The 19,806-nt window shown below is 67.4% G+C and carries 18 protein-coding genes; 10 read left to right on the top strand and 8 right to left on the bottom strand.

All coding sequences use genetic code 11. From position 1 onward, the window contains the following. Positions 1–61 precede the first annotated feature (61 nt). Positions 62–874, bottom strand: coding sequence for a bifunctional DNA-formamidopyrimidine glycosylase/DNA-(apurinic or apyrimidinic site) lyase (gene mutM, locus KDW96_RS13420; RefSeq protein WP_255836755.1), 813 nt, complete (start codon positions 872–874; stop codon positions 62–64). Between the two features lie 76 nt (positions 875–950). Then, on the bottom strand, positions 951–1,763 hold the full coding sequence (locus KDW96_RS13415; RefSeq protein WP_255840525.1) for an HDOD domain-containing protein: 813 nt from the start codon (positions 1,761–1,763) through the stop codon (positions 951–953). Between the two features lie 186 nt (positions 1,764–1,949). Between KDW96_RS13415 and KDW96_RS13410 the strand changes: the two genes are divergently transcribed. From KDW96_RS13410 to KDW96_RS13380, 7 genes are all read left to right on the top strand, one after another. Continuing rightward, a complete protein-coding gene (locus tag KDW96_RS13410) occupies positions 1,950–3,146 on the top strand; it encodes a class I SAM-dependent rRNA methyltransferase (RefSeq protein WP_255836754.1) in 1,197 nt (398 codons plus the stop codon). A 273-nt stretch (positions 3,147–3,419) separates the two neighbouring features. Further along, positions 3,420–4,538 (top strand): ABC transporter ATP-binding protein, encoded by a 1,119-nt coding sequence (locus KDW96_RS13405; RefSeq protein ID WP_255836753.1) that lies wholly within the window; start codon positions 3,420–3,422, stop codon positions 4,536–4,538. A 30-nt stretch (positions 4,539–4,568) separates the two neighbouring features. Next, positions 4,569–5,642: an ABC transporter substrate-binding protein gene (locus tag KDW96_RS13400; protein WP_255836752.1), complete on the top strand. Its 1,074-nt coding sequence runs from the start codon at positions 4,569–4,571 to the stop codon at positions 5,640–5,642. 66 nt (positions 5,643–5,708) lie between these two features. Then, positions 5,709–6,941, top strand: a complete 1,233-nt coding sequence (locus KDW96_RS13395; RefSeq protein WP_255836751.1) for an ABC transporter permease — start codon at positions 5,709–5,711, stop codon at positions 6,939–6,941. A gap of 13 nt (positions 6,942–6,954) precedes the next feature. Continuing rightward, the gene (locus KDW96_RS13390; RefSeq protein WP_255836750.1) at positions 6,955–7,812 is read left to right on the top strand and encodes an ABC transporter permease; all 858 of its coding nucleotides are present in this window, start codon (positions 6,955–6,957) and stop codon (positions 7,810–7,812) included. Between the two features lie 246 nt (positions 7,813–8,058). After that, entirely contained in the window at positions 8,059–9,897 is a 1,839-nt protein-coding gene (ilvD, locus tag KDW96_RS13385) for a dihydroxy-acid dehydratase (RefSeq protein ID WP_255836749.1), read from the top strand. A gap of 63 nt (positions 9,898–9,960) precedes the next feature. Continuing rightward, positions 9,961–10,443 carry a metallophosphoesterase family protein gene (locus KDW96_RS13380; protein ID WP_255836748.1) on the top strand — a complete coding sequence of 161 codons (483 nt, stop codon included), beginning with the start codon at positions 9,961–9,963 and terminating at the stop codon, positions 10,441–10,443. 30 nt (positions 10,444–10,473) lie between these two features. On the opposite strand, the gene KDW96_RS13375 is transcribed toward KDW96_RS13380, so the two are convergent. Together KDW96_RS13375 and KDW96_RS13370 are read right to left on the bottom strand one after the other, a co-directional pair. Next, positions 10,474–10,989, bottom strand: coding sequence for a dihydrofolate reductase (locus KDW96_RS13375; RefSeq protein WP_255836747.1), 516 nt, complete (start codon positions 10,987–10,989; stop codon positions 10,474–10,476). A 46-nt stretch (positions 10,990–11,035) separates the two neighbouring features. Continuing rightward, entirely contained in the window at positions 11,036–12,205 is a 1,170-nt protein-coding gene (locus KDW96_RS13370; RefSeq protein ID WP_255836746.1) for a GGDEF domain-containing protein, read from the bottom strand. 167 nt (positions 12,206–12,372) lie between these two features. On the opposite strand from KDW96_RS13370, the gene KDW96_RS13365 reads away from it, so the two are divergent. Both KDW96_RS13365 and KDW96_RS13360 read left to right on the top strand, forming a co-directional pair. Continuing rightward, positions 12,373–13,767: a DUF2868 domain-containing protein gene (locus tag KDW96_RS13365; RefSeq protein WP_255836745.1), complete on the top strand. Its 1,395-nt coding sequence runs from the start codon at positions 12,373–12,375 to the stop codon at positions 13,765–13,767. Beyond that, on the top strand, positions 13,760–15,160 hold the full coding sequence (locus tag KDW96_RS13360) for a GTPase/DUF3482 domain-containing protein (protein WP_255836744.1): 1,401 nt from the start codon (positions 13,760–13,762) through the stop codon (positions 15,158–15,160). The genes KDW96_RS13365 and KDW96_RS13360 overlap by 8 nt, the downstream gene beginning before the upstream one ends. Here KDW96_RS13360 and KDW96_RS13355 read toward each other — a convergent pair. The 4 genes from KDW96_RS13355 to KDW96_RS13340 all read right to left on the bottom strand — a co-directional run bounded on the left by KDW96_RS13355 (position 15,142) and on the right by KDW96_RS13340 (position 18,713). Beyond that, positions 15,142–16,209, bottom strand: a complete 1,068-nt coding sequence (locus KDW96_RS13355) for a transporter substrate-binding domain-containing protein (protein WP_255836743.1) — start codon at positions 16,207–16,209, stop codon at positions 15,142–15,144. The two genes, KDW96_RS13360 and KDW96_RS13355, sit on opposite strands and share 19 nt — an antisense overlap. A gap of 125 nt (positions 16,210–16,334) precedes the next feature. After that, positions 16,335–17,129, bottom strand: a complete 795-nt coding sequence (locus tag KDW96_RS13350) for a thymidylate synthase (protein WP_255836742.1) — start codon at positions 17,127–17,129, stop codon at positions 16,335–16,337. Continuing rightward, positions 17,126–17,920, bottom strand: coding sequence for a prolipoprotein diacylglyceryl transferase (gene lgt, locus KDW96_RS13345; RefSeq protein WP_255836741.1), 795 nt, complete (start codon positions 17,918–17,920; stop codon positions 17,126–17,128). Before lgt ends, KDW96_RS13350 begins: the two co-directional genes overlap by 4 nt. A 10-nt stretch (positions 17,921–17,930) precedes the next feature. After that, complete coding sequence (locus KDW96_RS13340) at positions 17,931–18,713, bottom strand: sulfite exporter TauE/SafE family protein (RefSeq protein WP_255836740.1); 783 nt, start codon at positions 18,711–18,713, stop codon at positions 17,931–17,933. A 335-nt stretch (positions 18,714–19,048) separates the two neighbouring features. Between KDW96_RS13340 and KDW96_RS13335 the strand changes: the two genes are divergently transcribed. Then, the gene (locus tag KDW96_RS13335) at positions 19,049–19,795 is read left to right on the top strand and encodes an NRDE family protein (RefSeq protein ID WP_255836739.1); all 747 of its coding nucleotides are present in this window, start codon (positions 19,049–19,051) and stop codon (positions 19,793–19,795) included. Positions 19,796–19,806: the final 11 nt, after the last annotated feature.

The following is a 19,806-nucleotide window of genomic DNA, read 5'->3' as shown; positions in this document are numbered from 1 at the left end:
CCGTTACCTGGGCTTTCCAACGAGGGGCCGATCAGGCCACTCCCAGCGCCCTGCGTCTCGCCTACCGCTGGCAGCGCGGGCAGAACACACTGGCACGCTGACCCAGCTTCACCTCGCGCAGGGTGCCGCCGCATTGCTTGCAGAACTCGCCGCCGCGGCCGTAGACGAACAGCTCCTGCTGGAAGTAGCCCGGCTGGCCGTCGCCGCCGACGAAGTCACGCAGGGTGGTGCCACCACGCTCGATGGCGTGGGCGAGGATGCGCTTTATCGCCTCTGCCAGCTTCAGGTAGCGCGCCCGCGAGATCGTACCGGCCTCACGGCGCGGATCGATACCGGCGGCGAACAGCGCCTCGGCCGCGTAGATATTGCCGACCCCGACCACCACCGCGTTGTCCATGATGAAGGGCTTGACCGCCATCGCCCGACCGCGGGACTGCTGATACAGGCGCTCGCCATCGAACAGTTCGGTCAGCGGTTCGGGGCCGAGCTTGCTGAGCAATTCATGCTGCAGCGGGTCGCTGCTCCAGAGCAGTGCGCCGAAGCGCCGCGGGTCGGTGTAGCGCAACGCCAGCCCGGACTCCAGTTCGATGTCCACATGCTCGTGCTTGGCCGCCGGCAGGCCGCACTCGACCAGGCGCAGGCTGCCGGACATGCCCAGGTGACTGATAAGGCTGCCACTCTCGGCCTTGATCAACAGGTACTTGGCGCGCCGCTCGACGCATTCGATGCGCTGGCCGGACAGGCGCACATCCAGGTCCTCCGGGATCGGCCAGCGCAGGCGGCGCTCGCGCACGATCACCCGACTGACGCGCTGCCCTTCCAGGTAGGGCGCGATGCCGCGGCGGGTGGTTTCGACTTCGGGCAATTCGGGCATGGGCTATCGGTCGACACAGTGGCGGGAAAAGGGCCCTTAGCTTATCAGGCGGTTCAAGTCACGACCCACGCGGGCGTCAGACGGTACCCAGCTCGCGGATGCTCTCGCGCAGGTTCTCGAAGTCGTATTCGGACAGGCCGACGTATTCCAATACCAGCTGCTCGATGCTCTGCCATTCGTGGTCCTCGCTCTGGTTGCCGAGGATCCAGTGGGTCTGGCAGATGTGCTCGGCCATCTTCAGGATCGCCAGCAGGGTCTTCAACTGGGCGTCGCGCCCGGAATCGTCGCTGAAGATCGACAGCGCGTTGTGGTGACTGGCGATGGCCTCGCACAGGTGCAGCGGCAGGTTCCAGGACTTGGCGGTGAAGTAGCCGACCACCGCATGGTTGGTGTTGAGCAGGCGGTTCTCGGTATCCACCACGCGGCGCTCGCCGCCGGCGCTGTAATAGGCCTCCTCCAGCACCGTCATGTAGTCGGGGAAGCGTTTGACCATCAGCGGAATGCCGCAATTGTGGAACAGCCCCAGGGTATAGGCCTCGTCGGGCGCCTGATAGCCGATGCGCTTGGCCAGGGTCAGGCAGGTCATGGCCACGTCCTGGGCAGTGTCCCAGAAGCGGTTGAGGGTGACGATCGCCTCGTCGGTCAGTTCGCCCTTGATCGACTGGGCATTGATCAGGTTGATCACCGAGTCGCAGCCGAGCAGGTTGACCGCCTGCTGGATCGAGGCGATGCGATTGGCCAGGCCGAAGAAGGGCGAATTGACGATCTTCAGCAGGGCGCCGGACAGGCCTGGGTCCTGACTGATGAGGCGGGCGATCACGCGCAGATCCGGGTGGGGCATGACCTGCTCCATCTGCAGGTCGACCATGATCTGCGGCTGCGGCGGCACACTGATGCCCTGCAGGGCCTTCTGGATCTGTTCTGCGCTGATTTCGTGGGCCATGCGGGCGACTACTGGACGGTGAGGGGCGCACAGTTTAGCGATAGTCGCGGGTGCTGTGCAGCCGTCCCCGGGCAGCACCGTTGCCCCCTTGGCCTGGGTTATAATTCCGCTCTTTTTTCCGGAGAGCACCCCATGACCCTGCCCAGCCTGCGCCTGAAAGCCAACGCCGATCGACGCCTGCGCGCCGGCCACCTGTGGGTGTATAGCAACGAGATCGACGTCGCCGCCACCCCGCTCAACGGCTTCGGCCCCGGCGCCCAGGCGGTGCTCGAGGCCGCCGGCGGCAAGCCCCTGGGCATCGTCGCGCTCAGCCCGAACAACCTGATCTGCGCGCGCCTGCTGTCGCGCGACGTCAAGCATGTGCTGGACAAGTCCCTGCTGGTGCACCGCCTCAATGTCGCCCTGAGCCTGCGCGAGCGGCTGTTCGACACGCCCTGCTACCGCCTGGTGTATGGCGACTCCGACCTGCTGCCGGGCCTGGTGGTCGACCGTTTCTTCGACATCCTGGTGGTGCAGCTGGCCTCGGCAACCATGGAGCAGCACAAGGACGAGGTGCTCGCGGCCCTGGTCCAGGTGCTCAAGCCCAGCGGCATCCTGCTCAAGAACGACTCCTCGGCGCGCGACGCCGAAGGCCTGGAGCGTTACGTCGACACCGCCTTTGGCGTGGTGCCGGAGTGGGTCGCCCTGGAGGAGAACGGGGTCAAGTTCGAGGCGCCGGTGATCGAGGGACAGAAGACCGGCTGGTTCTACGACCACCGCATGAACCGCGCGCGCCTGGCCCCCTATGTCAAGGGCAAGCGAGTGCTCGACCTGTTCAGCTACATCGGCGGCTGGGGCGTGCAGGCCGCGGCCTTCGGCGCCACTGAAGTGTTCTGCGTCGACGCCTCCGGCTTCGCCCTGGACGGCGTGGAGCGCAATGCCACGCTCAACGGCGCCGCCGAACGGGTCACCTGCGTGGAAGGCGACGTGTTCGCCGCGCTCAAGGAGCTGAAGGCTGCCGAGGAACGCTTCGACGTGGTGATCGCCGACCCACCCGCCTTCATCAAGCGCAAGAAGGACCTGAAGAACGGCGAAGCCGCCTATCGCCGCCTCAACGAACAGGCCATGCGCCTGCTGGGCAAGGACGGCATCCTGGTCAGCGCCTCCTGCTCCATGCACCTGCCCGAAGACGACCTGCAGAACATCCTGCTGACCAGCGCCCGCCACCTGGACCGCAACATCCAGCTGCTCGAACGCGGCGCCCAGGGCCCGGACCACCCGGTGCACCCGGCCATCGCCGAGACCCGCTACATCAAGAGCCTGACCTGCCGCCTGCTGCCCAACAGTTGAGCACGCCGCACCTGCCGAGTGCGTGTCGGCAGGTGCCTTCCCCCTCCGTACTGTTACCGCTTTGCACATCCGCCTCGCGCAAACGCAAAGCTGAACTAGCCTTAGCTGCAGCAACTCGCGGGTCGCCAGGGCTCACTTGAGACTGGCGTGCTTATTGCTTTTAGTTATGGATATAACGACCGTTCGTAACATTGGCGAACGCAAAGGTCGACTCACGCAGTCAGGCGAAGGCCACGAGCCGGTGCCTGTTTAGATCGGAGGCTGGGGAGGGATATGGCGGATCAGGCTGGGGGCAAACCGTTCCTGCAATTCACCAATGTGAAGAAGACCTATGACCACAAGACCTTGGTGGTCAAGGACTTCAACCTGGATGTGGCCAAGGGCGAATTCATCACCCTGCTCGGCCCCTCCGGCTCGGGCAAGACCACCTGCCTGATGATGCTCGCCGGCTTCGAGGACGTGACCAGCGGCGAGATCCTGATCAACGGCCGCTCGGTCACCAGCATCGCGCCCTACCAACGCAATATCGGCATGGTCTTTCAGCAGTACGCGCTGTTCCCGCACATGACCCTGCGGGAAAACCTCGCCTACCCGCTGAAGATCCGCAAGCGCCCCAAGGAGGAGATCCGCGCCAAGGTCGACGAGTACCTGTCCCTGGTCGAGCTGCTGGACTTCGGCGGCCGTTACCCGGGCCAGTTGTCCGGCGGCCAGCGCCAGCGGGTGGCCCTGGCCCGGGCGCTGATCTTCGCCCCCGACATCGTGCTGATGGACGAGCCCCTCGGCGCTCTGGACAAGAAGCTGCGCGAGCAGATGCAGTTCGAGATCAAGCGCCTGCACGAGCAGCTCGGTTTCACCGTGATCTACGTCACCCACGACCAGACCGAAGCCCTGACCATGAGCGACCGCATCGCCGTGTTCAACAACGGCATCGTCCAGCAGTGCGCGCGCCCTGACGTGCTCTACGAGCGCCCGGCCAACCTGTTCGTCGCCGACTTCATCGGCGAGAGCAACAAGCTCAAGGGCGTGATCGAAAACGTCGGTGACGACACCGTCGGCGTGCGCCTGGAGGACGGCTCCAAGGTCGACACGCTGAAGGCCAACTGCACCGAGGTCGGCCTGCCGACCACCGTATCGGTGCGCCCGGAAAAGCTCACCTTCACCGACCGCCTCGGCACAGCCGGCAATCAGGTCAAGGCGCGCTTCGTCACCCGCCACTACGTCGGCGAATACATCCGCTACCACTTCGAGACCGCCGACGGCACCGAGCTGGTGGTGAAAAACCTGAACGACAGTTCAGCCCCGCAACTCAGCGCCAAGGACGAGGTCGCCCTGGCCTGGCTGCCCCAGGACAGCCAGGCCCTGGATCGCCCCGCCGTTCCGGCGGCGTCTTGAAAACACAACAACAGGCAATGGAGCACAGCAATGGCTAGATCACTGACTACCAGCTTTTCCGTATTCGCCCTGGCTGCGGCGTTGGGCACGGCGTCCTTCGCCGCCAGCGCCGAGGACAGCCTGACCGTGGTGTCCTGGGGTGGCGCCTACGGCGCGGCGCAGAAGAACCACATGATCGATCCGTTCCAGAAGGACACCGGGATCAAGGTGCTGTTCGAGGATTACTCCGGCGGCGTGGCGGAAATGAAGGCCCAGGTCGAGTCCGGCAACATCCAGTGGGACGTGGTCGACGTCGAGGTGATCGACCTCGAGCGCGCCTGCTCCGAAGGCCTGCTTGAAACCATTCCACGGGACATCCTGCCGGCCGGCGCCGACGGCACCCCGGCGGAGAAGGACTTCATTCCCGAGGCCCTGGCCAGTGAGTGCGCCATCGGCAACATCGTCTGGTCGGTGGTCTTCGCCTACAACAAGGACACCATCGGTGGCACCCCCGCCGCCTCCATCGAAGACTTCTTCGACACCAAGAAGATTCCCGGCAAGCGCGCCATGCGCAAGCGTCCCCAGGTCAACATGGAGTGGGCCCTGCTCGCCGATGGCGTAGATCCGAAAGAAGTCTACGAGGTGCTGGCCACCCCGGAAGGCCAGCAGCGCGCCCTGGACAAGCTGGCCACCATCAAGAACGACATCGTCTGGTTCGACTCCTGGTCGCAGGCCCCGCAACTGCTCAACGACGGCGGCGCGGTGCTGGTGCAGTCGGCCAACGGGCGCTTCTACGACGCCATCCGTCAGGAAGGCAAGCCCTTCGAGATCGTCTGGGACGGCCACGTCTATGACCTCGACGCCTGGTCGGTGCTCAAGGGCTCGCCGAAGAAGGACCTGGCCTTCAAGTTCATCGCCTATGCGACCCAGTCCAAGCCGCTGGCGGGCATGTCGGACGTGGCCTACGGCCCGACCCGCAAGTCCTCCGCGCCGATGATGGACCCGGCCGCCGCCCCGCACCTGCCGACTGCGCACCTGGACGTCGGTCTCCAGGCCGGTTCGGAGTTCTGGGCCGACTATGGCGAGTCCCTCGGCGAAAAATTCAACGAATGGCTGCTTAAGTAACGCCCCCAGGCGCTCATCCTGCGTTGCGGGATGAGCGCCGCCACCGCGTCGTTTAGGAGTCGCCGCTTGTCTTCCCTGACCCATACAGAAGCCGGCCAAGCCGCCAGCGCCCGTCGCAAGAAGCGCATCACCGCCTTCCTCTTCGTCGTGCCGCTGCTGGCCTTCATCCTGCTGACCTTCGTCGCCCCGATCGGCACCATGCTGTGGCGCAGCGTGCACCACCCGACCGTGGCCGAACTGATTCCGCTGACCCTGGCCGAACTCGAGCGCTGGGACGGCAAGACCACCCCCGATCAACAGACCTTCGGCGTGTTCGCCACCGAACTGCACGGGCTGGCCAAGCAGCGCCTGTCCGGCAAGCTGGCCGAGGAGATCAACCGCGCCTATGCCGGCATGTCCAGCGTGGTCAAGTCCACCGCCCGCAAGGTTCGCCGGCTCGATGCCGAACAGCTGCAAAGCCAGGGCGCCGGGACGGTGCTCAAGGCCCACCGCAACTGGGAGAAACCGGAGCTGTGGTTCGCCATCCAGCGCGCCGGCCAGCCCTACACCTACGACTACTACCTGACCGCCATGGACCTGGAGATCGACCAGGAGCAGGGCATCCAGGTGCGCGAGGACACGCAGATCTACCTGCAGTTGTACACCAAGACCCTGAACATGGCGCTGGTCATCACCCTGCTCTGCGCCGTGCTCGGCTACCCGCTGGCCTACTACCTGGCCGGCCTGCCGGAGAACCGCGCCAACCTGCTGCTGGTGCTGGTGCTGCTGCCGTTCTGGACCTCGCTGCTGGTGCGCACCACGGCCTGGATCGCGCTGCTGCAGACCAACGGGGTGATCAACTCCTTCCTGCTCGGCACGGGCCTGATCGGCACGCCCTTCGAGATGCTCTACACCTCGTTCGCCACCGTGGTGGCCATGACCCATATTCTCCTGCCGTTCATGATCCTGCCGCTGTACAGCGTGATGCGCGGCATCGACCCCAGCTACCTGCGCGCGGCCATGTCGCTCGGTGCCCGGCCGATTCCGGCCTTCCTGCGCATCTACTTCCCGATGACCCTGCCGGGCCTGAGCGCCGGGGCGCTGCTGGTGTTCATCATCTCGGTCGGTTACTACATCACCCCGGCCCTGGTCGGCGGTACCGATGGCCAGATGATCAGCAACATCATCGCCTTCCACATGCAGCGCTCGAACAACTGGGAGCTGGCCGCCGCCCTCGGCTCGCTGCTGCTGGGGCTGATCCTGGTGCTGTACTGGCTGTACGACCGATTCGTCGGCGCCAGCAATATCAAGCTGGGCTAGGAGCAGAAAACCGATGAGCAAGATTCCCGCCTACTTCGGCTTCTGGCACCGCTTCGGCGCCTGGCTGCTGCAGACCAGCTCCTGGCTGGTGCTGCTGTTCCTGATCCTGCCGATCCTGGTGATAGTGCCGCTGTCGTTCAACGTCGAACCCTTCTTCAGCTTCACCGAGGGCATGCTGCGCCTGGACCCCGAGGCCTACTCGCTGCGCTGGTATGCGCAGATATTCGACGACCCGAAGTGGATCCTGGCGATCCAGAACAGCTTCTTCATCGGCTTCTTCGCCACCCTGATCGCCACCGCCCTGGGCACCTGCGCGGCGGTCGGGCTATCGCGCGACGACATGCCCCAGCGCCGGCTGATCACCGCCCTGCTGCTGTCACCGATGATCGTGCCGCTGATCATCACCGCCGCCGGGATGTTCTTCTTCTACGCCGACCTGGGCCTGGCCGGCAGCTACCTGGGGGTGATCCTGGCCCACGCGGCGCTGGGCACACCCTTCGTGATCATCACCGTGACCGCGACCCTCACCGGCTTCGACTACTCCCTGGTGCGCGCGGCGATCAATCTGGGCGCCACGCCGCTGCGGGTGTTCTTCGACATCATCATGCCGCTGATCCGTCCGGGGGTGATCTCCGGCGCGCTGTTCGCCTTCATCACCTCCTTCGACGAGGTGGTGGTGATCCTGTTCATGGCCGGTCCCCAGCAGCGCACCATTCCCCGGCAGATGTTCTCGGGCCTGCGCGAGCAGATCAACCCGAGCATCCTGGCCATTGCCACCCTGCTGATCCTGGTGTCCATCGCCCTGCTGGTGACCATCGAGCTGCTGCGCCGCCGCGCCGAACGCCTGCGCGGCATCGAGCTGATCGAATAGGGCGCCCGACGTCGGCCCACGCTTTCGCCCACGCGCCGCCTGGGATTAGAATCCCCCATTCCCTGCCCCAACCCAGGCGGACTCCTGAGCCCAGGCCGAGCGAGCGGTGATCCCGCCCTGCCATTCGGCCCCGCTCACTGGCAGACGCTCACTGGCGTTTGCCAGCGGCGCGCATCGCGCTCAACATACGTACTATCAGCGGGCCCCGTACCCGTGACCTGACCAGCCTTCGCAGGATTGACCGCCATGCCCGATTACCGCTCGAAAACCTCCACCCACGGCCGCAACATGGCCGGCGCCCGCGCCCTGTGGCGCGCCACCGGGATGAAGGACGACGACTTCAAGAAGCCCATCATCGCCGTCGCCAACTCCTTCACCCAGTTCGTGCCCGGCCACGTGCACCTCAAGGACATGGGCCAGCTGGTTGCCCGCGAGATCGAGCGGGCCGGTGGCGTGGCCAAGGAATTCAACACCATCGCCGTCGACGACGGCATCGCCATGGGCCACGACGGCATGCTCTATTCCCTGCCGAGCCGCGAGATCATCGCCGACTCCGTGGAATACATGGTCAACGCCCACTGCGCCGACGCCATCGTCTGCATCTCCAACTGCGACAAGATCACCCCCGGCATGCTGATGGCCGCTCTGCGCCTGAACATCCCGGTGGTATTCGTCTCCGGCGGGCCGATGGAAGCCGGCAAGACCAAGCTGGCCAGCCACGGCCTCGACCTGGTCGACGCCATGGTGGTGGCCGCCGATGAAAGCGCCAGCGACGAGAAGGTCGCCGAGTACGAGCGCAGCGCCTGCCCGACCTGCGGCAGCTGCTCCGGCATGTTCACCGCCAACTCGATGAACTGCCTGACCGAAGCCCTGGGCCTGTCCCTGCCGGGCAACGGCTCGACCCTGGCCACCCACGCCGACCGCGAGCAGCTGTTCCTGCGCGCCGGCCGCCTGATCGTCGAACTGTGCCAGCGCTACTACGGCGAGAACGATGAATCGGTACTGCCGCGCAACGTCGCCAACTTCAAGGCGTTCGAGAACGCCATGATGCTGGACATCGCCATGGGCGGCTCGACCAACACCATCCTGCACCTGCTGGCCGCCGCCCAGGAAGGCGAGGTGGAATTCGACCTGCGCGACATCGATCGCCTGTCGCGCCAGGTCCCGCAACTGTGCAAGGTGGCGCCGAACATCCAGAAGTACCACATGGAAGACGTGCACCGCGCCGGCGGCGTCTTCAGCATCCTCGGCGAGCTGGCCCGCGGCGGCCTGCTGCACACCGACGTGGCCACCGTGCACAGCCCGAGCATGGCCGACGCCATCGCCGAGTGGGACATCACCCAGACCCGGGACGAGGCCGTGCACACCTTCTTCAAGGCTGGCCCCGCCGGCATCCCGACCCAGACCGCGTTCAGCCAGAGCACCCGCTGGGACAGCCTGGATGACGACCGCGAAAACGGCTGCATCCGCTCGGTCGAGCATGCCTATTCCCAGGAGGGCGGCCTGGCCGTGCTCTACGGCAACATCGCCGAGGGCGGCTGCGTGGTGAAGACCGCCGGGGTCGACGAGTCGATCCTGGTGTTCGAGGGCAACGCGAAGATCTTCGAGAGCCAGGACAGCGCCGTGAAGGGCATCCTCAACGACGAGGTCAAGGCCGGCGACATCGTGATCATCCGCTACGAAGGGCCGAAGGGTGGCCCGGGCATGCAGGAAATGCTCTACCCCACCAGCTACCTGAAGTCCAAGGGCCTGGGCAAGGCCTGCGCCCTGCTCACCGACGGCCGCTTCTCCGGCGGCACCTCCGGCCTGTCGATCGGCCACGCCTCGCCCGAGGCCGCCGCCGGCGGCGCCATCGGCCTGGTGCAGGATGGCGACAAGGTGCTGATCGACATCCCCAACCGCAGCATCAGGCTGCTGGTCAGCGATGAAGAACTGGCCCACCGCCGCATCGCCCAGGACAAGAAGGGCTGGAAACCGGCGCTCCCACGCGCACGCAAGGTGACCACCGCGCTCAAGGCCTACGCCCTGCTCGCCACCAGCGCCGACAAGGGCGCCGTGCGCGACAAGAGCCTGCTCGAGGACTGAGCCAAGCCGCAGTCGCGCGAAGCCCGGCCCTGGCCGGGCTTCGCCGTTTCAGGAGGAGGGAAAATGCCGCAATCGTCAACGCCAGGCCTGCGCATCGGCGTCATCGCCGACACCCACGGCCTGCTCCGCGAAGAGGCGCTGGCCCAGCTGCAGGGTTGCGACCGGCTGATCCATGCCGGCGACATCGGCAACCCGGAGATTCTCGCCCGCCTCGAAGCCATCGCGCCGCTGACGGTGGTGCGCGGCAACAACGACCGGGCCGACTGGGCCCAGCAGTTGCCGGAGCGGCTGCGCCTCAGGTTCGGCGAAATCGGCGTCTACCTGCTGCATGACCTCAAGCAACTGGACATCGACCCAGGCGCCGAGGGGATCGGCGTGGTGATCGCCGGCCATTCGCACAAACCGCTGCTGGAGACGCGCCAGGGCGTGCTCTACCTCAACCCCGGCAGCGCCGGGCCGCGGCGCTTCAAGCTACCGGTGAGCCTGGGCCTGCTGCATATCGACGCCAAGGGGGTGCGCGGCGAGCTGATCGAACTGACGCTCTAGCCCGCATTCATCGGGCGCAGGGCCCACCGCTCAGGCGCGCCGCTCCCAGGTCTCGAAGGCGTGGGCCGGCGCCCCGTCCAGCGCCGCCTGCTCCCGGCGCTCGCTCAGCTGCCAATCGGCGCCGCCGAACTCGGGGAAATGGGCGTCGCCCTCGGGGCTGAGGCGCACGCGGGTCAGGTACAGGCGATCGGCCCGCTCCAGGCCCTGGGCATAGAGCTGCGCACCGCCGATCAGCATCAGCTCCTCGGCGCCGGTCTCCCGCGCCCAGGCCTCGGCCCGCTGCAGCGCGGCGTCGAGGGAGGGGAAGACTTCCGCGCCATCGAGCTGCAGCCCCGGCTGGCGGCTGACCACCAGGTTGAGGCGGCCGGGCAGCGGCCGCCCCAGGGAGTCCCAGGTCTTGCGGCCCATGATGATCGGCTTGCCCAGGGTCAGCGCCTTGAAGTGCTTGAGGTCGGCCGGCAGGTGCCAGGGCAGTTGGTTGTCGCGGCCGATCACGCGGTTGTCGGCGAGGGCGGCGATCAGGCAGAGCGGTAGGGTCGTTTTCATGGCGCGAGGATAACCACTCGGCGCCGATGATTGAAGCCTCGCGCCGTCAGGGTTTCTTGCTCACCACCCGGTTGCGCCCCTGCTCCTTGGCCAGGTACAGGGCCACATCGGCCAGACGCAGGGCGTCTTCCAGGCTCTGGTGCGGTTGCGGCGTCAGGTAGGCGAGGCCGATGCTGAGCGTCACCACGGCGGCCGCATCCGACTGCACATGGGCCAGGCCCAGGGCCTCGATGCGGCTGCGGATGTCCTGCAGAATCGCCAGCATCTGCCCTTCATTCAGGTCGTACCAGCAGCCGACGAACTCTTCGCCGCCATAACGGGCCGTGCAGTCCAGCGGACGCCTGGCGTGTTCGCCTATCACCCTGGCCACCTGGCGCAGCGCCTCGTCACCGGCGGCGTGGCCATAGTGGTCGTTGTAGCGCTTGAAAAAATCCACATCCATCATCACCACCCCCAGGGCGCGCTGTTCGCGCTGGGCCTGGCGCCAGCTGCGCGCAGCCCGCTCGGTGAAGGCACGACGGTTCAGCAGACCGGTTAGAAAGTCCTTGTCGGCCAGATCCTGCAGCAGCCCATGGGCGAGGAAATTCAGCCGGGTGGCGTACTCCTGGGAGTAGCAGCCCACCGAGCCAATGACATTGGCCAACGCCAGAAACAGGGCGTTGCTGATCAGCGCTTCGCCCGCCGAGCCGATGCTCATTTCCACCGCCAGGTAGGCGACAAGGGTCAGCCAACCGCACAGCACGGCGGTGGCGAAGCGCAGACCGGCGAGGAAGTAGAAGAACACCGTGACCAGGATGATGCCCTCGTAGGGCAAGGGGAATGCATGGTAACGGGCGATGCCGATGACCCCCGCCACCGCCAGCCCGCACAGCAAGGCCACGGCGCCGCCGATCAACTGCAGGTAATCGCGCAGCCCACGGCGATAGGTCGCCAGCCAGGCGAGGATCAGCGCCGGCTGGATCACCCCCAGGCGCAGGCTGAGGATCTGCCCGCGCAACGGCTCCGGCAGGTTGATGAAATCCAGCACGACGAACAGCAGCGCCAGCAACATGGCCACCAGCAACGCCCAGCGCATGCGCCGCAGAAAGACATCGGCGTGATAGCGCCGGAACGCCGCCTCCAACTCGGCGTCGAAACTCAGGGCGCTGAAGCCCTGATGATGCTGGCGCAGGTAGGGTGAATCCTGATTGACCCAGTCCAGGTGCGGAAACTTCAAGACGGCACTCGCATTCGTGTCCTTCACTTGAGCGGTCGGCCCGGGCTGATCCGCTGGCACGCGCAACCGGGCGCGCCAACCGGAGCGGCTGAGTATACCCGCGCGGCTGTGCCATGGCCGTGACGCTGCGGTTATGCTCTGTCTTCCACCCGCCATTGGAACGCCGCGTGAGCCCATCCGAACGACCGACCCTCGATCGCCTGCAGCGCCTGTGGCTGAGCGAAGCGATTCGCCTGCGCGAGGAACAGGCCGGCCCCCTGGAAGACGCCGAGGCCAACCGCCGGGCCCGGGCCGCCGGCGGCGACCTGGCGACGCGCATCCAGACCCGTGCCCGGCTGCTCGCCGAACGCGATGGTCAGCTGCAGGCCCTGGAGCATTGGTTGCAGGGGGCTCGCCTGGCCCTGGCCGCCCTGCTGCTGCTGGCCCTGCTCAGCGGCGCCGGCCTGGCGCTGGCCGCCCTGGGCGATGGCCAGCGCCCGGTCAACGTGTTCTGGGCCCTGGGCAGCCTGCTCGGCCTCAACCTGTTGCTGCTGCTCGGCTGGGCCCTGGGCCTGCTGCTGAGTGGCGGTGACGCCAGCGCCCTGGGTCGCCTGTGGCTGTGGCTCAGCGATCGGCTGGCCCGCGATGCCCGGGCCGCGCAACTGGCCCCGGCCCTGCTCCTGCTGCTGCAGCGCGCGCGACTTGGCCGCTGGGGCCTGGGCGTGCTGGTCCACGGCCTGTGGCTGCTGGCCCTGCTCGCCGCGTTGCTCGGCCTGCTGGCCCTGCTCTCGACTCGCCGCTACGGCTTCGTCTGGGAAAGCACCATTCTCGGCGGTGACATATTTATCGCCCTGACCCAGGCCCTCGGCGCCTTGCCGGCGCTGCTCGGCTTCGCCCAGCCGGATGCCGAGCAGATCCGCGCCAGCGGCGCCAGCGCCCTGACCAGCGAGGCGGCCCGACAGGCCTGGGCCGCCTGGCTGCTCGGCGTGCTGCTGGTCTACGGCCTGCTGCCGCGCCTGCTGCTGATGCTGCTGTGCCTGTGGCGCTGGCGCCGCGGCTGCGCACGACTGGAACTGGACACCAGGCTTCCCGATTACGACCTGCTGCGCGAGCGATTAATGCCGGGCAGCGAGCGCCTCGGTGTCTGCGATGCGGCGCCGCCCCCCTTGCCCCACCTGCCGACTGCACCCACCGCCCAGGACAGCCAGGGCGCGCTGCTGGTGGCGATCGAACTGGACGAGCGCCGCCCCTGGCCGCCCGCCCTGCCCAAGGGCATCAGTGATGCCGGCGTGGTCGACAGCCGCGAACAGCGCCAGCGCCTGCTGGAACAACTCAGCCGCTTTCCGCCGGCGCGCCTGCTGGTGGCCTGCGACCCACGCCGCTCGCCGGATCGGGGCAGCCTGGCGCTGCTCGGCGAACTGGCGCGCAGCGCCGCCAGCACGCGCATCTGGCTGCTGCCGGCGCCGCCCGGCGAGGCCCTGGACGACGCGCGCCTGGCCGACTGGCACTGTGCCCTGGAGCAACTGCAACTGCCCCATGGCGCGGGCGCGCCGTTGACCTGGCTGGAGACGGGCCATGACTAGCCCCCTGAAGCTGGCCGTGGTTGGCCACACCAATGTCGGCAAGACCTCGCTGCTGCGCACCCTGACCCGCGATGTCGGCTTCGGCGAAGTGTCGCCACGGGCCAGCACCACCCGCCACGTCGAAGGCGCGCGGCTGTCGGTGGACGGCGAGGCGCTGCTGGAGCTGTACGACACCCCGGGGCTGGAAGACGCCATCGCCCTGCTCGACTACCTGGAACGCCAGGAACGGCCCGGCGAGCGCCTCGACGGCCCGGCCCGCCTGAGCCGCTTCCTCGACGGCAGCGAGGCGCGCCAGCGCTTCGAGCAGGAGGCCAAGGTGCTGCGCCAGCTGCTGGCCTCGGACGCCGGACTCTATGTGATCGACGCCCGCGAACCTGTGCTGGCCAAGTACCGTGACGAACTGGCGGTGCTGAGCCTGAGCGGCCGCCCCCTGTTGCCGGTGCTCAACTTCGTCGCCGGTCGCCAGCACCGCGAAGACGACTGGAACACCGCCCTGTCACGCCTCGGCCTGCATGCGCGGGTTGCCTTCGACAGCGTGGCGCCGCCACTGGATGGCGAGCGGCGCCTGTACCAGAGCCTGGCGCTGCTGCTGGACAAGGCCCAGGCGCCGCTGCAGCGGCTGATCGACGACCACGAGGCGCAGCGGCAGAAGCGCCGCCAGGCCGGCGCCCGGCTGATCGCCGAGCTGCTGCTCGACTGCGCCGCCTGCCGCCGCAGCGTCGCGGCCCAGCCATCAATTGAGCAGGAGGCGATCCAGCAGCTGCGCGCGGCCATCCGCCAGCGCGAGCAGCGCTGTGTCGAGGCCCTGCTGCGCCTGCATGCCTTTGGCCCGGAAGACGCCCAGGCCGGCGATCTGCCGCTGCTCGACGGCCGCTGGGGCGACGACCTGTTCAATCCGGAGACCCTCAAGCAGCTCGGCGTCAAGGTTGGCGGCGGCATGGCCGCGGGGGCGGCCACCGGCGCCGGCATTGACCTGCTGGTGGGCGGCATCACCCTCGGCGCCGCTGCGCTGATCGGCGCCCTGGCCGGCGGCGGCCTGCAGACCGCGCGCAACTACGGCACGCGCCTGCTCGGCAAATTCCGCGGCGAGCATGAACTGACGGTGGACGACGCCGTGCTGCGCCTGCTCGCCCTGCGCCAGGGCCAACTGCTCGACGCCCTGGCCTCCCGCGGCCACGCGGCGACCGCCACGCTGCGCCTGGACGCGCCCAGCGACGCCCAATGGCGCGATGAGCCGCTGCCCGAGCCCCTGCGCAAGGCCCGTGCCCACCCGCAGTGGTCGAGCCTGGCACAGGGCAGCTTTCGCGACGGCGCCGAGCGCCAGGACGCGCTGGAGCAATTGGCCAGCCAGCTGCTGGCGCGCCTGGCCCGGCCTCAGGGCGCGCCCAGGTAGAGTTCCTTCAGCTTGCGCCAGTCGTCGCTGCCGGTGACCCGCAGGATCGCCTGGCTGAGCTGTTCACGGTAGGGGCTGCCGCTGGCCAGGGCGAAGGCATAGGACTGGTTCTCGAAGGTGCCGGGCAGCACCCGCAGGCCGCCCTGGCCGAGCTCACCATTGCGGTACTGCAGGATCGGCAGGTCATACACCACCGCATCCGCCTCGCCCTGCTGCACTGCGGCCATGGCGCCGAGCAGGTTCGGGTAGTCGCTGTGGCGAATGCGCTGGTTCTCCAGGTAGCGGGCGCTGACGGTCTTGTCGATGGTGGCGACATGGGCCCGGCGCAGGTCCTCGGTGCCCTGGATGCCGCCCTGCAGGTTGCCCACGGTCAGGGTGCTGGTCACCGCCGCGGTGAAGGTCGACACCATGATCAGGCCGGCGAACATCCAGACCAGGCCGATCAGGCGCCCGCCCAGGGTGACCGGGGCCTTGTCGCCATAGCCGACCGTGGTCATGGTCACGGCCGCCCACCAGAAACTGGAGCCCAGGCCCTGGGCCGGACTGCCGCCGAACTGCTCCTGGTTGCGCCGCCGCTCGAACAGCCAGACCAGCGCGCCGACCAGCAGCAGCAAGGCCGCCAGCCCTAGCACCAGGCTGAGGAACTGCCAGGACAGCAGCGCCCGCAGCGCATGCCAGCCGCCGCCCTCGCCCTCGCGCGGCACGGCGATGGCCAGGCCGGTCTGGTAGAAGGGGTGGGTGAAGTCGAAGCGCGCCTCGCGCTCGGCGGTCATGGTCAGGGCGCCGACCACCACGTCCAGCTTGTCGGCCTCGAGACTGGGCAGCAGCTCCTTGAACGGCATCGGCTGCAACTCGAAGCGGTAGCCCGCCTGGGTGGCGATGTCCTTCCACAGGTCGATGCTGATGCCGCGCCACTCGCCGCTCTCCTCCCGAATGACGAAAGGCGGCACTTCGCTGATGCCAACGCGCAACAACGGCCCCGACGGTTCGGCAGCCCACCCCGGCAGGGCCAGCAAGAGCAGCAGTACGACGCTCAGAATCCTCGGCATAAACAGGTTCCTCCCCAACACACGAAAGCGGTCAGGGTAACAAATGCGCGGCGGCTTCCCAGCAAAGCATGCCCAGTCCCTGGGCTGAGCGGCCGCCTACCGAGGGCCTCAGGCCGCCTGCGCGGTCATACGGCCACCGGCGCCTTGATATGCGGGTGGGCCTGGTAGCCGATCAGCTCGAAATCCTCGTAGCGGAAGGCGAGCAGGTCCTTCACCGCGGGGTTCAGGCGCATGGTCGGCAACGGCAGCGGCTCGCGGGTCAGCTGCAGGTCGGCCTGCTCCAGATGGTTTGCGTACAGGTGGCAGTCGCCACCGGTCCAGATGAACTCGCCGGGCTGCAGGTCGCAGACCTGGGCGACCATCAGGGTCAGCAGGGCGTAGCTGGCGATGTTGAAGGGCACGCCGAGGAAGATGTCCGCCGAGCGCTGGTACAGCTGACAGCTGAGTCGGCCTTCGGCGACATAGAACTGGAACAGGGCGTGACAGGGCGGCAGGGCCATCTGCTCGACCAGCGCCGGGTTCCAGGCCGAGACGATCAGCCGGCGCGAGTCCGGGTTGCTCTTGAGGGTGGCGATCAGCTGGCTGATCTGGTCGATCGACTCACCGTTCGGCGCCGGCCAGTTGCGCCACTGGTAGCCGTACACCGGGCCCAGGTCGCCGTTCTCGTCGGCCCACTCGTCCCAGATGCTGACGCCGTGGTCCTTCAGGTACTTGATGTTGGTGTCGCCCTGAAGGAACCACAACAGCTCGTGGATGATGGATTTGACGTGGCATTTCTTGGTGGTGACCAGGGGAAAGCCCTCGGCCAGGTCGAAGCGCATCTGCTGGGCGAACAAGCTGTAGGTGCCGGTGCCGGTACGGTCGCTCTTGAAGGTGCCGGTCTCGCGCACCCGGCGCATCAGCTCGAGGTACTGTTTCATCGGGAGGCTCCCTGACGGTGGTAGGCGAAGGCGATCAGGCCGAGGCCGCCTAGGATCATCGGCAGGCTCAGCACCTGGCCCATGGTCAGCCAGCCCCAGGCCAGGTAGCCGAGCTGGGCGTCCGGCACCCGGACGAACTCGACGATGAAGCGGAAGAGGCCGTAGCACAGGGCGAACATGCCCGACACCGCCATGGTCGGTCGCGGCTTGCGCGAGTAGAACCAGAGGATGGCGAACAGCGCCACCCCCTCCAGGGCGAACTGGTACAGCTGCGAGGGATGGCGCGCCAGCTGCTGCGGGTCGGTGGGAAAGACCATGGCCCAGGGCAGGTCGGTGGCCTTGCCCCACAACTCGGCGTTGATGAAGTTGCCGATGCGCCCTGCGCCCAGGCCTATCGGCACCAGGGGGGCGATGAAGTCCATCAGCTGGAAGAAGCCCTTGTCGTTGCGACTGCCGAACCACCAGGTGGCCAGCAGCACCCCGATAAAGCCGCCGTGGAACGACATGCCGCCCTTCCACACCTGGAGGATCAGGCTCGGTTGCTCGAGGTAGGCGGCCAGGTCATAGAACAGCACATAGCCCAGGCGGCCGCCGAGGATCACCCCCATGGCCACCCAGAACACCAGGTCGGAGAGCTTCTCCTTGTTCCAGTTCGGCTCAAACGCGTGCAGGCGGCGCGAAGCCAGCCACCAGGCGCCGCCGATGCCGATCAGGTACATCAACCCGTACCAGTGGATCTTCAGCGGCCCCAGGGCGATGGCCACCGGGTCAATCTGCGGGAAAGGCAGCATGCAACACTCCTCAAATCAGAAAATTCAGGCCCACACCGAACAACAGCAGGGCGAACAGGCGCTTGAGCAACAATGGCGACAAGCGGTGGGCCAGGCGCGCGCCGAGGCGCGCGAAAAACATGCTGGTGCAGGCCACCCCGGCCAGCGCCGGCAAATACACGAACCCCAGACTCCACTCCGGCAGCTGGGGGTTGTCCCAGCCCAGCCAGATGAAGCTCAGGGCGCCGGCTGCGGCGATCGGCAGGCCACAGGCCGCCGAGGTGGCCACCGCCTGCTGCATCGACAGGCTGCGCCAGACCAGGAAGGGCACGCTGAGCGAACCGCCACCAATGCCGAAGATCGCCGAGGCCCAGCCGATCAGCCCGCCGGCGGCGCCCAGACCGAGCCGCCCCGGCACCGCGCTGGAGGCCTTGGGCCTGATATCCAGGGCCATCTGCAGCGAGACCAGGATCGCGAACACGCCGATGATCCTCAGCAGCAACGGCCCCTGAATCGCCGCGGCGGTCAGCGAACCCAGTCCGGCGCCGAAGATGATGCCAAGGGTCATCCAGGCGAATACCGGCCAGCGCACCGCCCCGCGGTGGTGATGCTCGACGACCGAGTTGATCGAGGTGAAGATGATCGTGGCCAGCGAGGTGCCTACCGCCAGGTGGGTCAGCACCAGCGGATCGAACCCCTGGGCGGTGAAGCTCAGCACCAGCACCGGGACGATGATCATCCCGCCACCGACCCCGAACAGGCCCGCCAGCACCCCCGCCGCCGCTCCCAGCAGCAAATACAGCCCCAGCTCCATCGACGCCCCCGATACCAAAGCGGCATGGTACCGGATGCGGGCCTGCGCACTCCACCGCCGACGACCGCGGGCACGTCCCTTCGGTGCCACCCAGACGGCAGCGCACCGATTGCCGTGGGGGCGTTCCGCTACAGCATCCCAATTTGCCGATTGCCCCTTTCCCTCGCAGGTCGCAAACGCCTAAGCTGTCGGGCAAATGTTGGGCGCTTCAACAGCGAACTGTCACAACAAGAAAACACATCTGCTGGAACTGGACTCTGGCCTGCCTGGGCCGTGGTGAGGTCACGGTCGGCCGCCGAGACGCATCTTTGGAGTCCGCCACTCAAGGAGTTTCTATGTGCCTGATCGTATTCGCCTGGCGCCCCTCCCACCCCCTGCCGCTGGTGCTGGCCGCGAACCGCGATGAGTTCTATGACCGCCCGAGCCAGCCACTGGCGGCCTGGGAGGACTTTCCAGGCATCTATGGTGGTCGCGACCTGCAGGCCGGCGGCACCTGGCTCGCGGTGGGCCCCGAGGGGCGCTTCGCCGCGCTGACCAATATCCGCGACCCGCGCCAGCCGCCGTTCGGCCGCTCCCGCGGCGAGCTGCCCGTGCAGTTCCTCAGCGGCGAGCTGGGCCCGGAGGCGTTCCTCGCGGAGCTGGCCGGCCGTGCCGGAGAGTATTCGGCCTTCAATCTGCTGGCCGGCGACGCCCGCCAGCTGTGGCTGCTGAACTCCCGCGAGAACGCCCCCCAGCAACTGTCGGAAGGCATCTATGGCCTGTCCAATGCCGCCCTGAACACCCCTTGGCCCAAGGTGGAAAAGGGCAGGGCGCTGCTCAGCGAGTGCCTGATCACCCCCCAGGCGCCAGCCCTGCTGGACCTGCTGCACGACGCCCAGCAGCCCGCGGATGAGGCGCTGCCCGACACCGGCGTCGGCCTGAACACCGAACGTCTGCTCTCTGGGATATTCATCGCCACCCGCAGCTACGGCACCCTCGCCAGCACGGCGTTGCTGATGCGCGCCGACGGCACCCGGCAGCTGGTCGAGCGACGCTACGGCCCCTTTGGCGAGCCACTGGGCGAAATCGAGCTGGAGGTCTGAGCAGAGCGAAA

This window comes from Pseudomonas benzenivorans (assembly GCF_024397895.1).
Taxonomy (GTDB): domain Bacteria; phylum Pseudomonadota; class Gammaproteobacteria; order Pseudomonadales; family Pseudomonadaceae; genus Aquipseudomonas; species Aquipseudomonas benzenivorans_A.
This window is presented reverse-complemented; position numbering and strand designations above follow the sequence as displayed.

What these genes read in the sequence shown, in the direction of transcription:
- mutM (WP_255836755.1), bottom strand. Translation starts at nt 874, where the DNA reads ATGCCCGAATTGCCCGAAGTCGAAACCACCCGCCGCGGCATCGCGCCC.
- KDW96_RS13410 (WP_255836754.1), top strand. Translation starts at nt 1,950, where the DNA reads ATGACCCTGCCCAGCCTGCGCCTGAAAGCCAACGCCGATCGACGCCTG.
- KDW96_RS13405 (WP_255836753.1), top strand. Translation starts at nt 3,420, where the DNA reads ATGGCGGATCAGGCTGGGGGCAAACCGTTCCTGCAATTCACCAATGTG.
- KDW96_RS13400 (WP_255836752.1), top strand. Translation starts at nt 4,569, where the DNA reads ATGGCTAGATCACTGACTACCAGCTTTTCCGTATTCGCCCTGGCTGCG.
- KDW96_RS13390 (WP_255836750.1), top strand. Translation starts at nt 6,955, where the DNA reads ATGAGCAAGATTCCCGCCTACTTCGGCTTCTGGCACCGCTTCGGCGCC.
- ilvD (WP_255836749.1), top strand. Translation starts at nt 8,059, where the DNA reads ATGCCCGATTACCGCTCGAAAACCTCCACCCACGGCCGCAACATGGCC.
- KDW96_RS13380 (WP_255836748.1), top strand. Translation starts at nt 9,961, where the DNA reads ATGCCGCAATCGTCAACGCCAGGCCTGCGCATCGGCGTCATCGCCGAC.
- KDW96_RS13375 (WP_255836747.1), bottom strand. Translation starts at nt 10,989, where the DNA reads ATGAAAACGACCCTACCGCTCTGCCTGATCGCCGCCCTCGCCGACAAC.
- KDW96_RS13360 (WP_255836744.1), top strand. Translation starts at nt 13,760, where the DNA reads ATGACTAGCCCCCTGAAGCTGGCCGTGGTTGGCCACACCAATGTCGGC.
- KDW96_RS13355 (WP_255836743.1), bottom strand. Translation starts at nt 16,209, where the DNA reads ATGCCGAGGATTCTGAGCGTCGTACTGCTGCTCTTGCTGGCCCTGCCG.
- KDW96_RS13350 (WP_255836742.1), bottom strand. Translation starts at nt 17,129, where the DNA reads ATGAAACAGTACCTCGAGCTGATGCGCCGGGTGCGCGAGACCGGCACC.
- lgt (WP_255836741.1), bottom strand. Translation starts at nt 17,920, where the DNA reads ATGCTGCCTTTCCCGCAGATTGACCCGGTGGCCATCGCCCTGGGGCCG.
- KDW96_RS13340 (WP_255836740.1), bottom strand. Translation starts at nt 18,713, where the DNA reads ATGGAGCTGGGGCTGTATTTGCTGCTGGGAGCGGCGGCGGGGGTGCTG.
- KDW96_RS13335 (WP_255836739.1), top strand. Translation starts at nt 19,049, where the DNA reads ATGTGCCTGATCGTATTCGCCTGGCGCCCCTCCCACCCCCTGCCGCTG.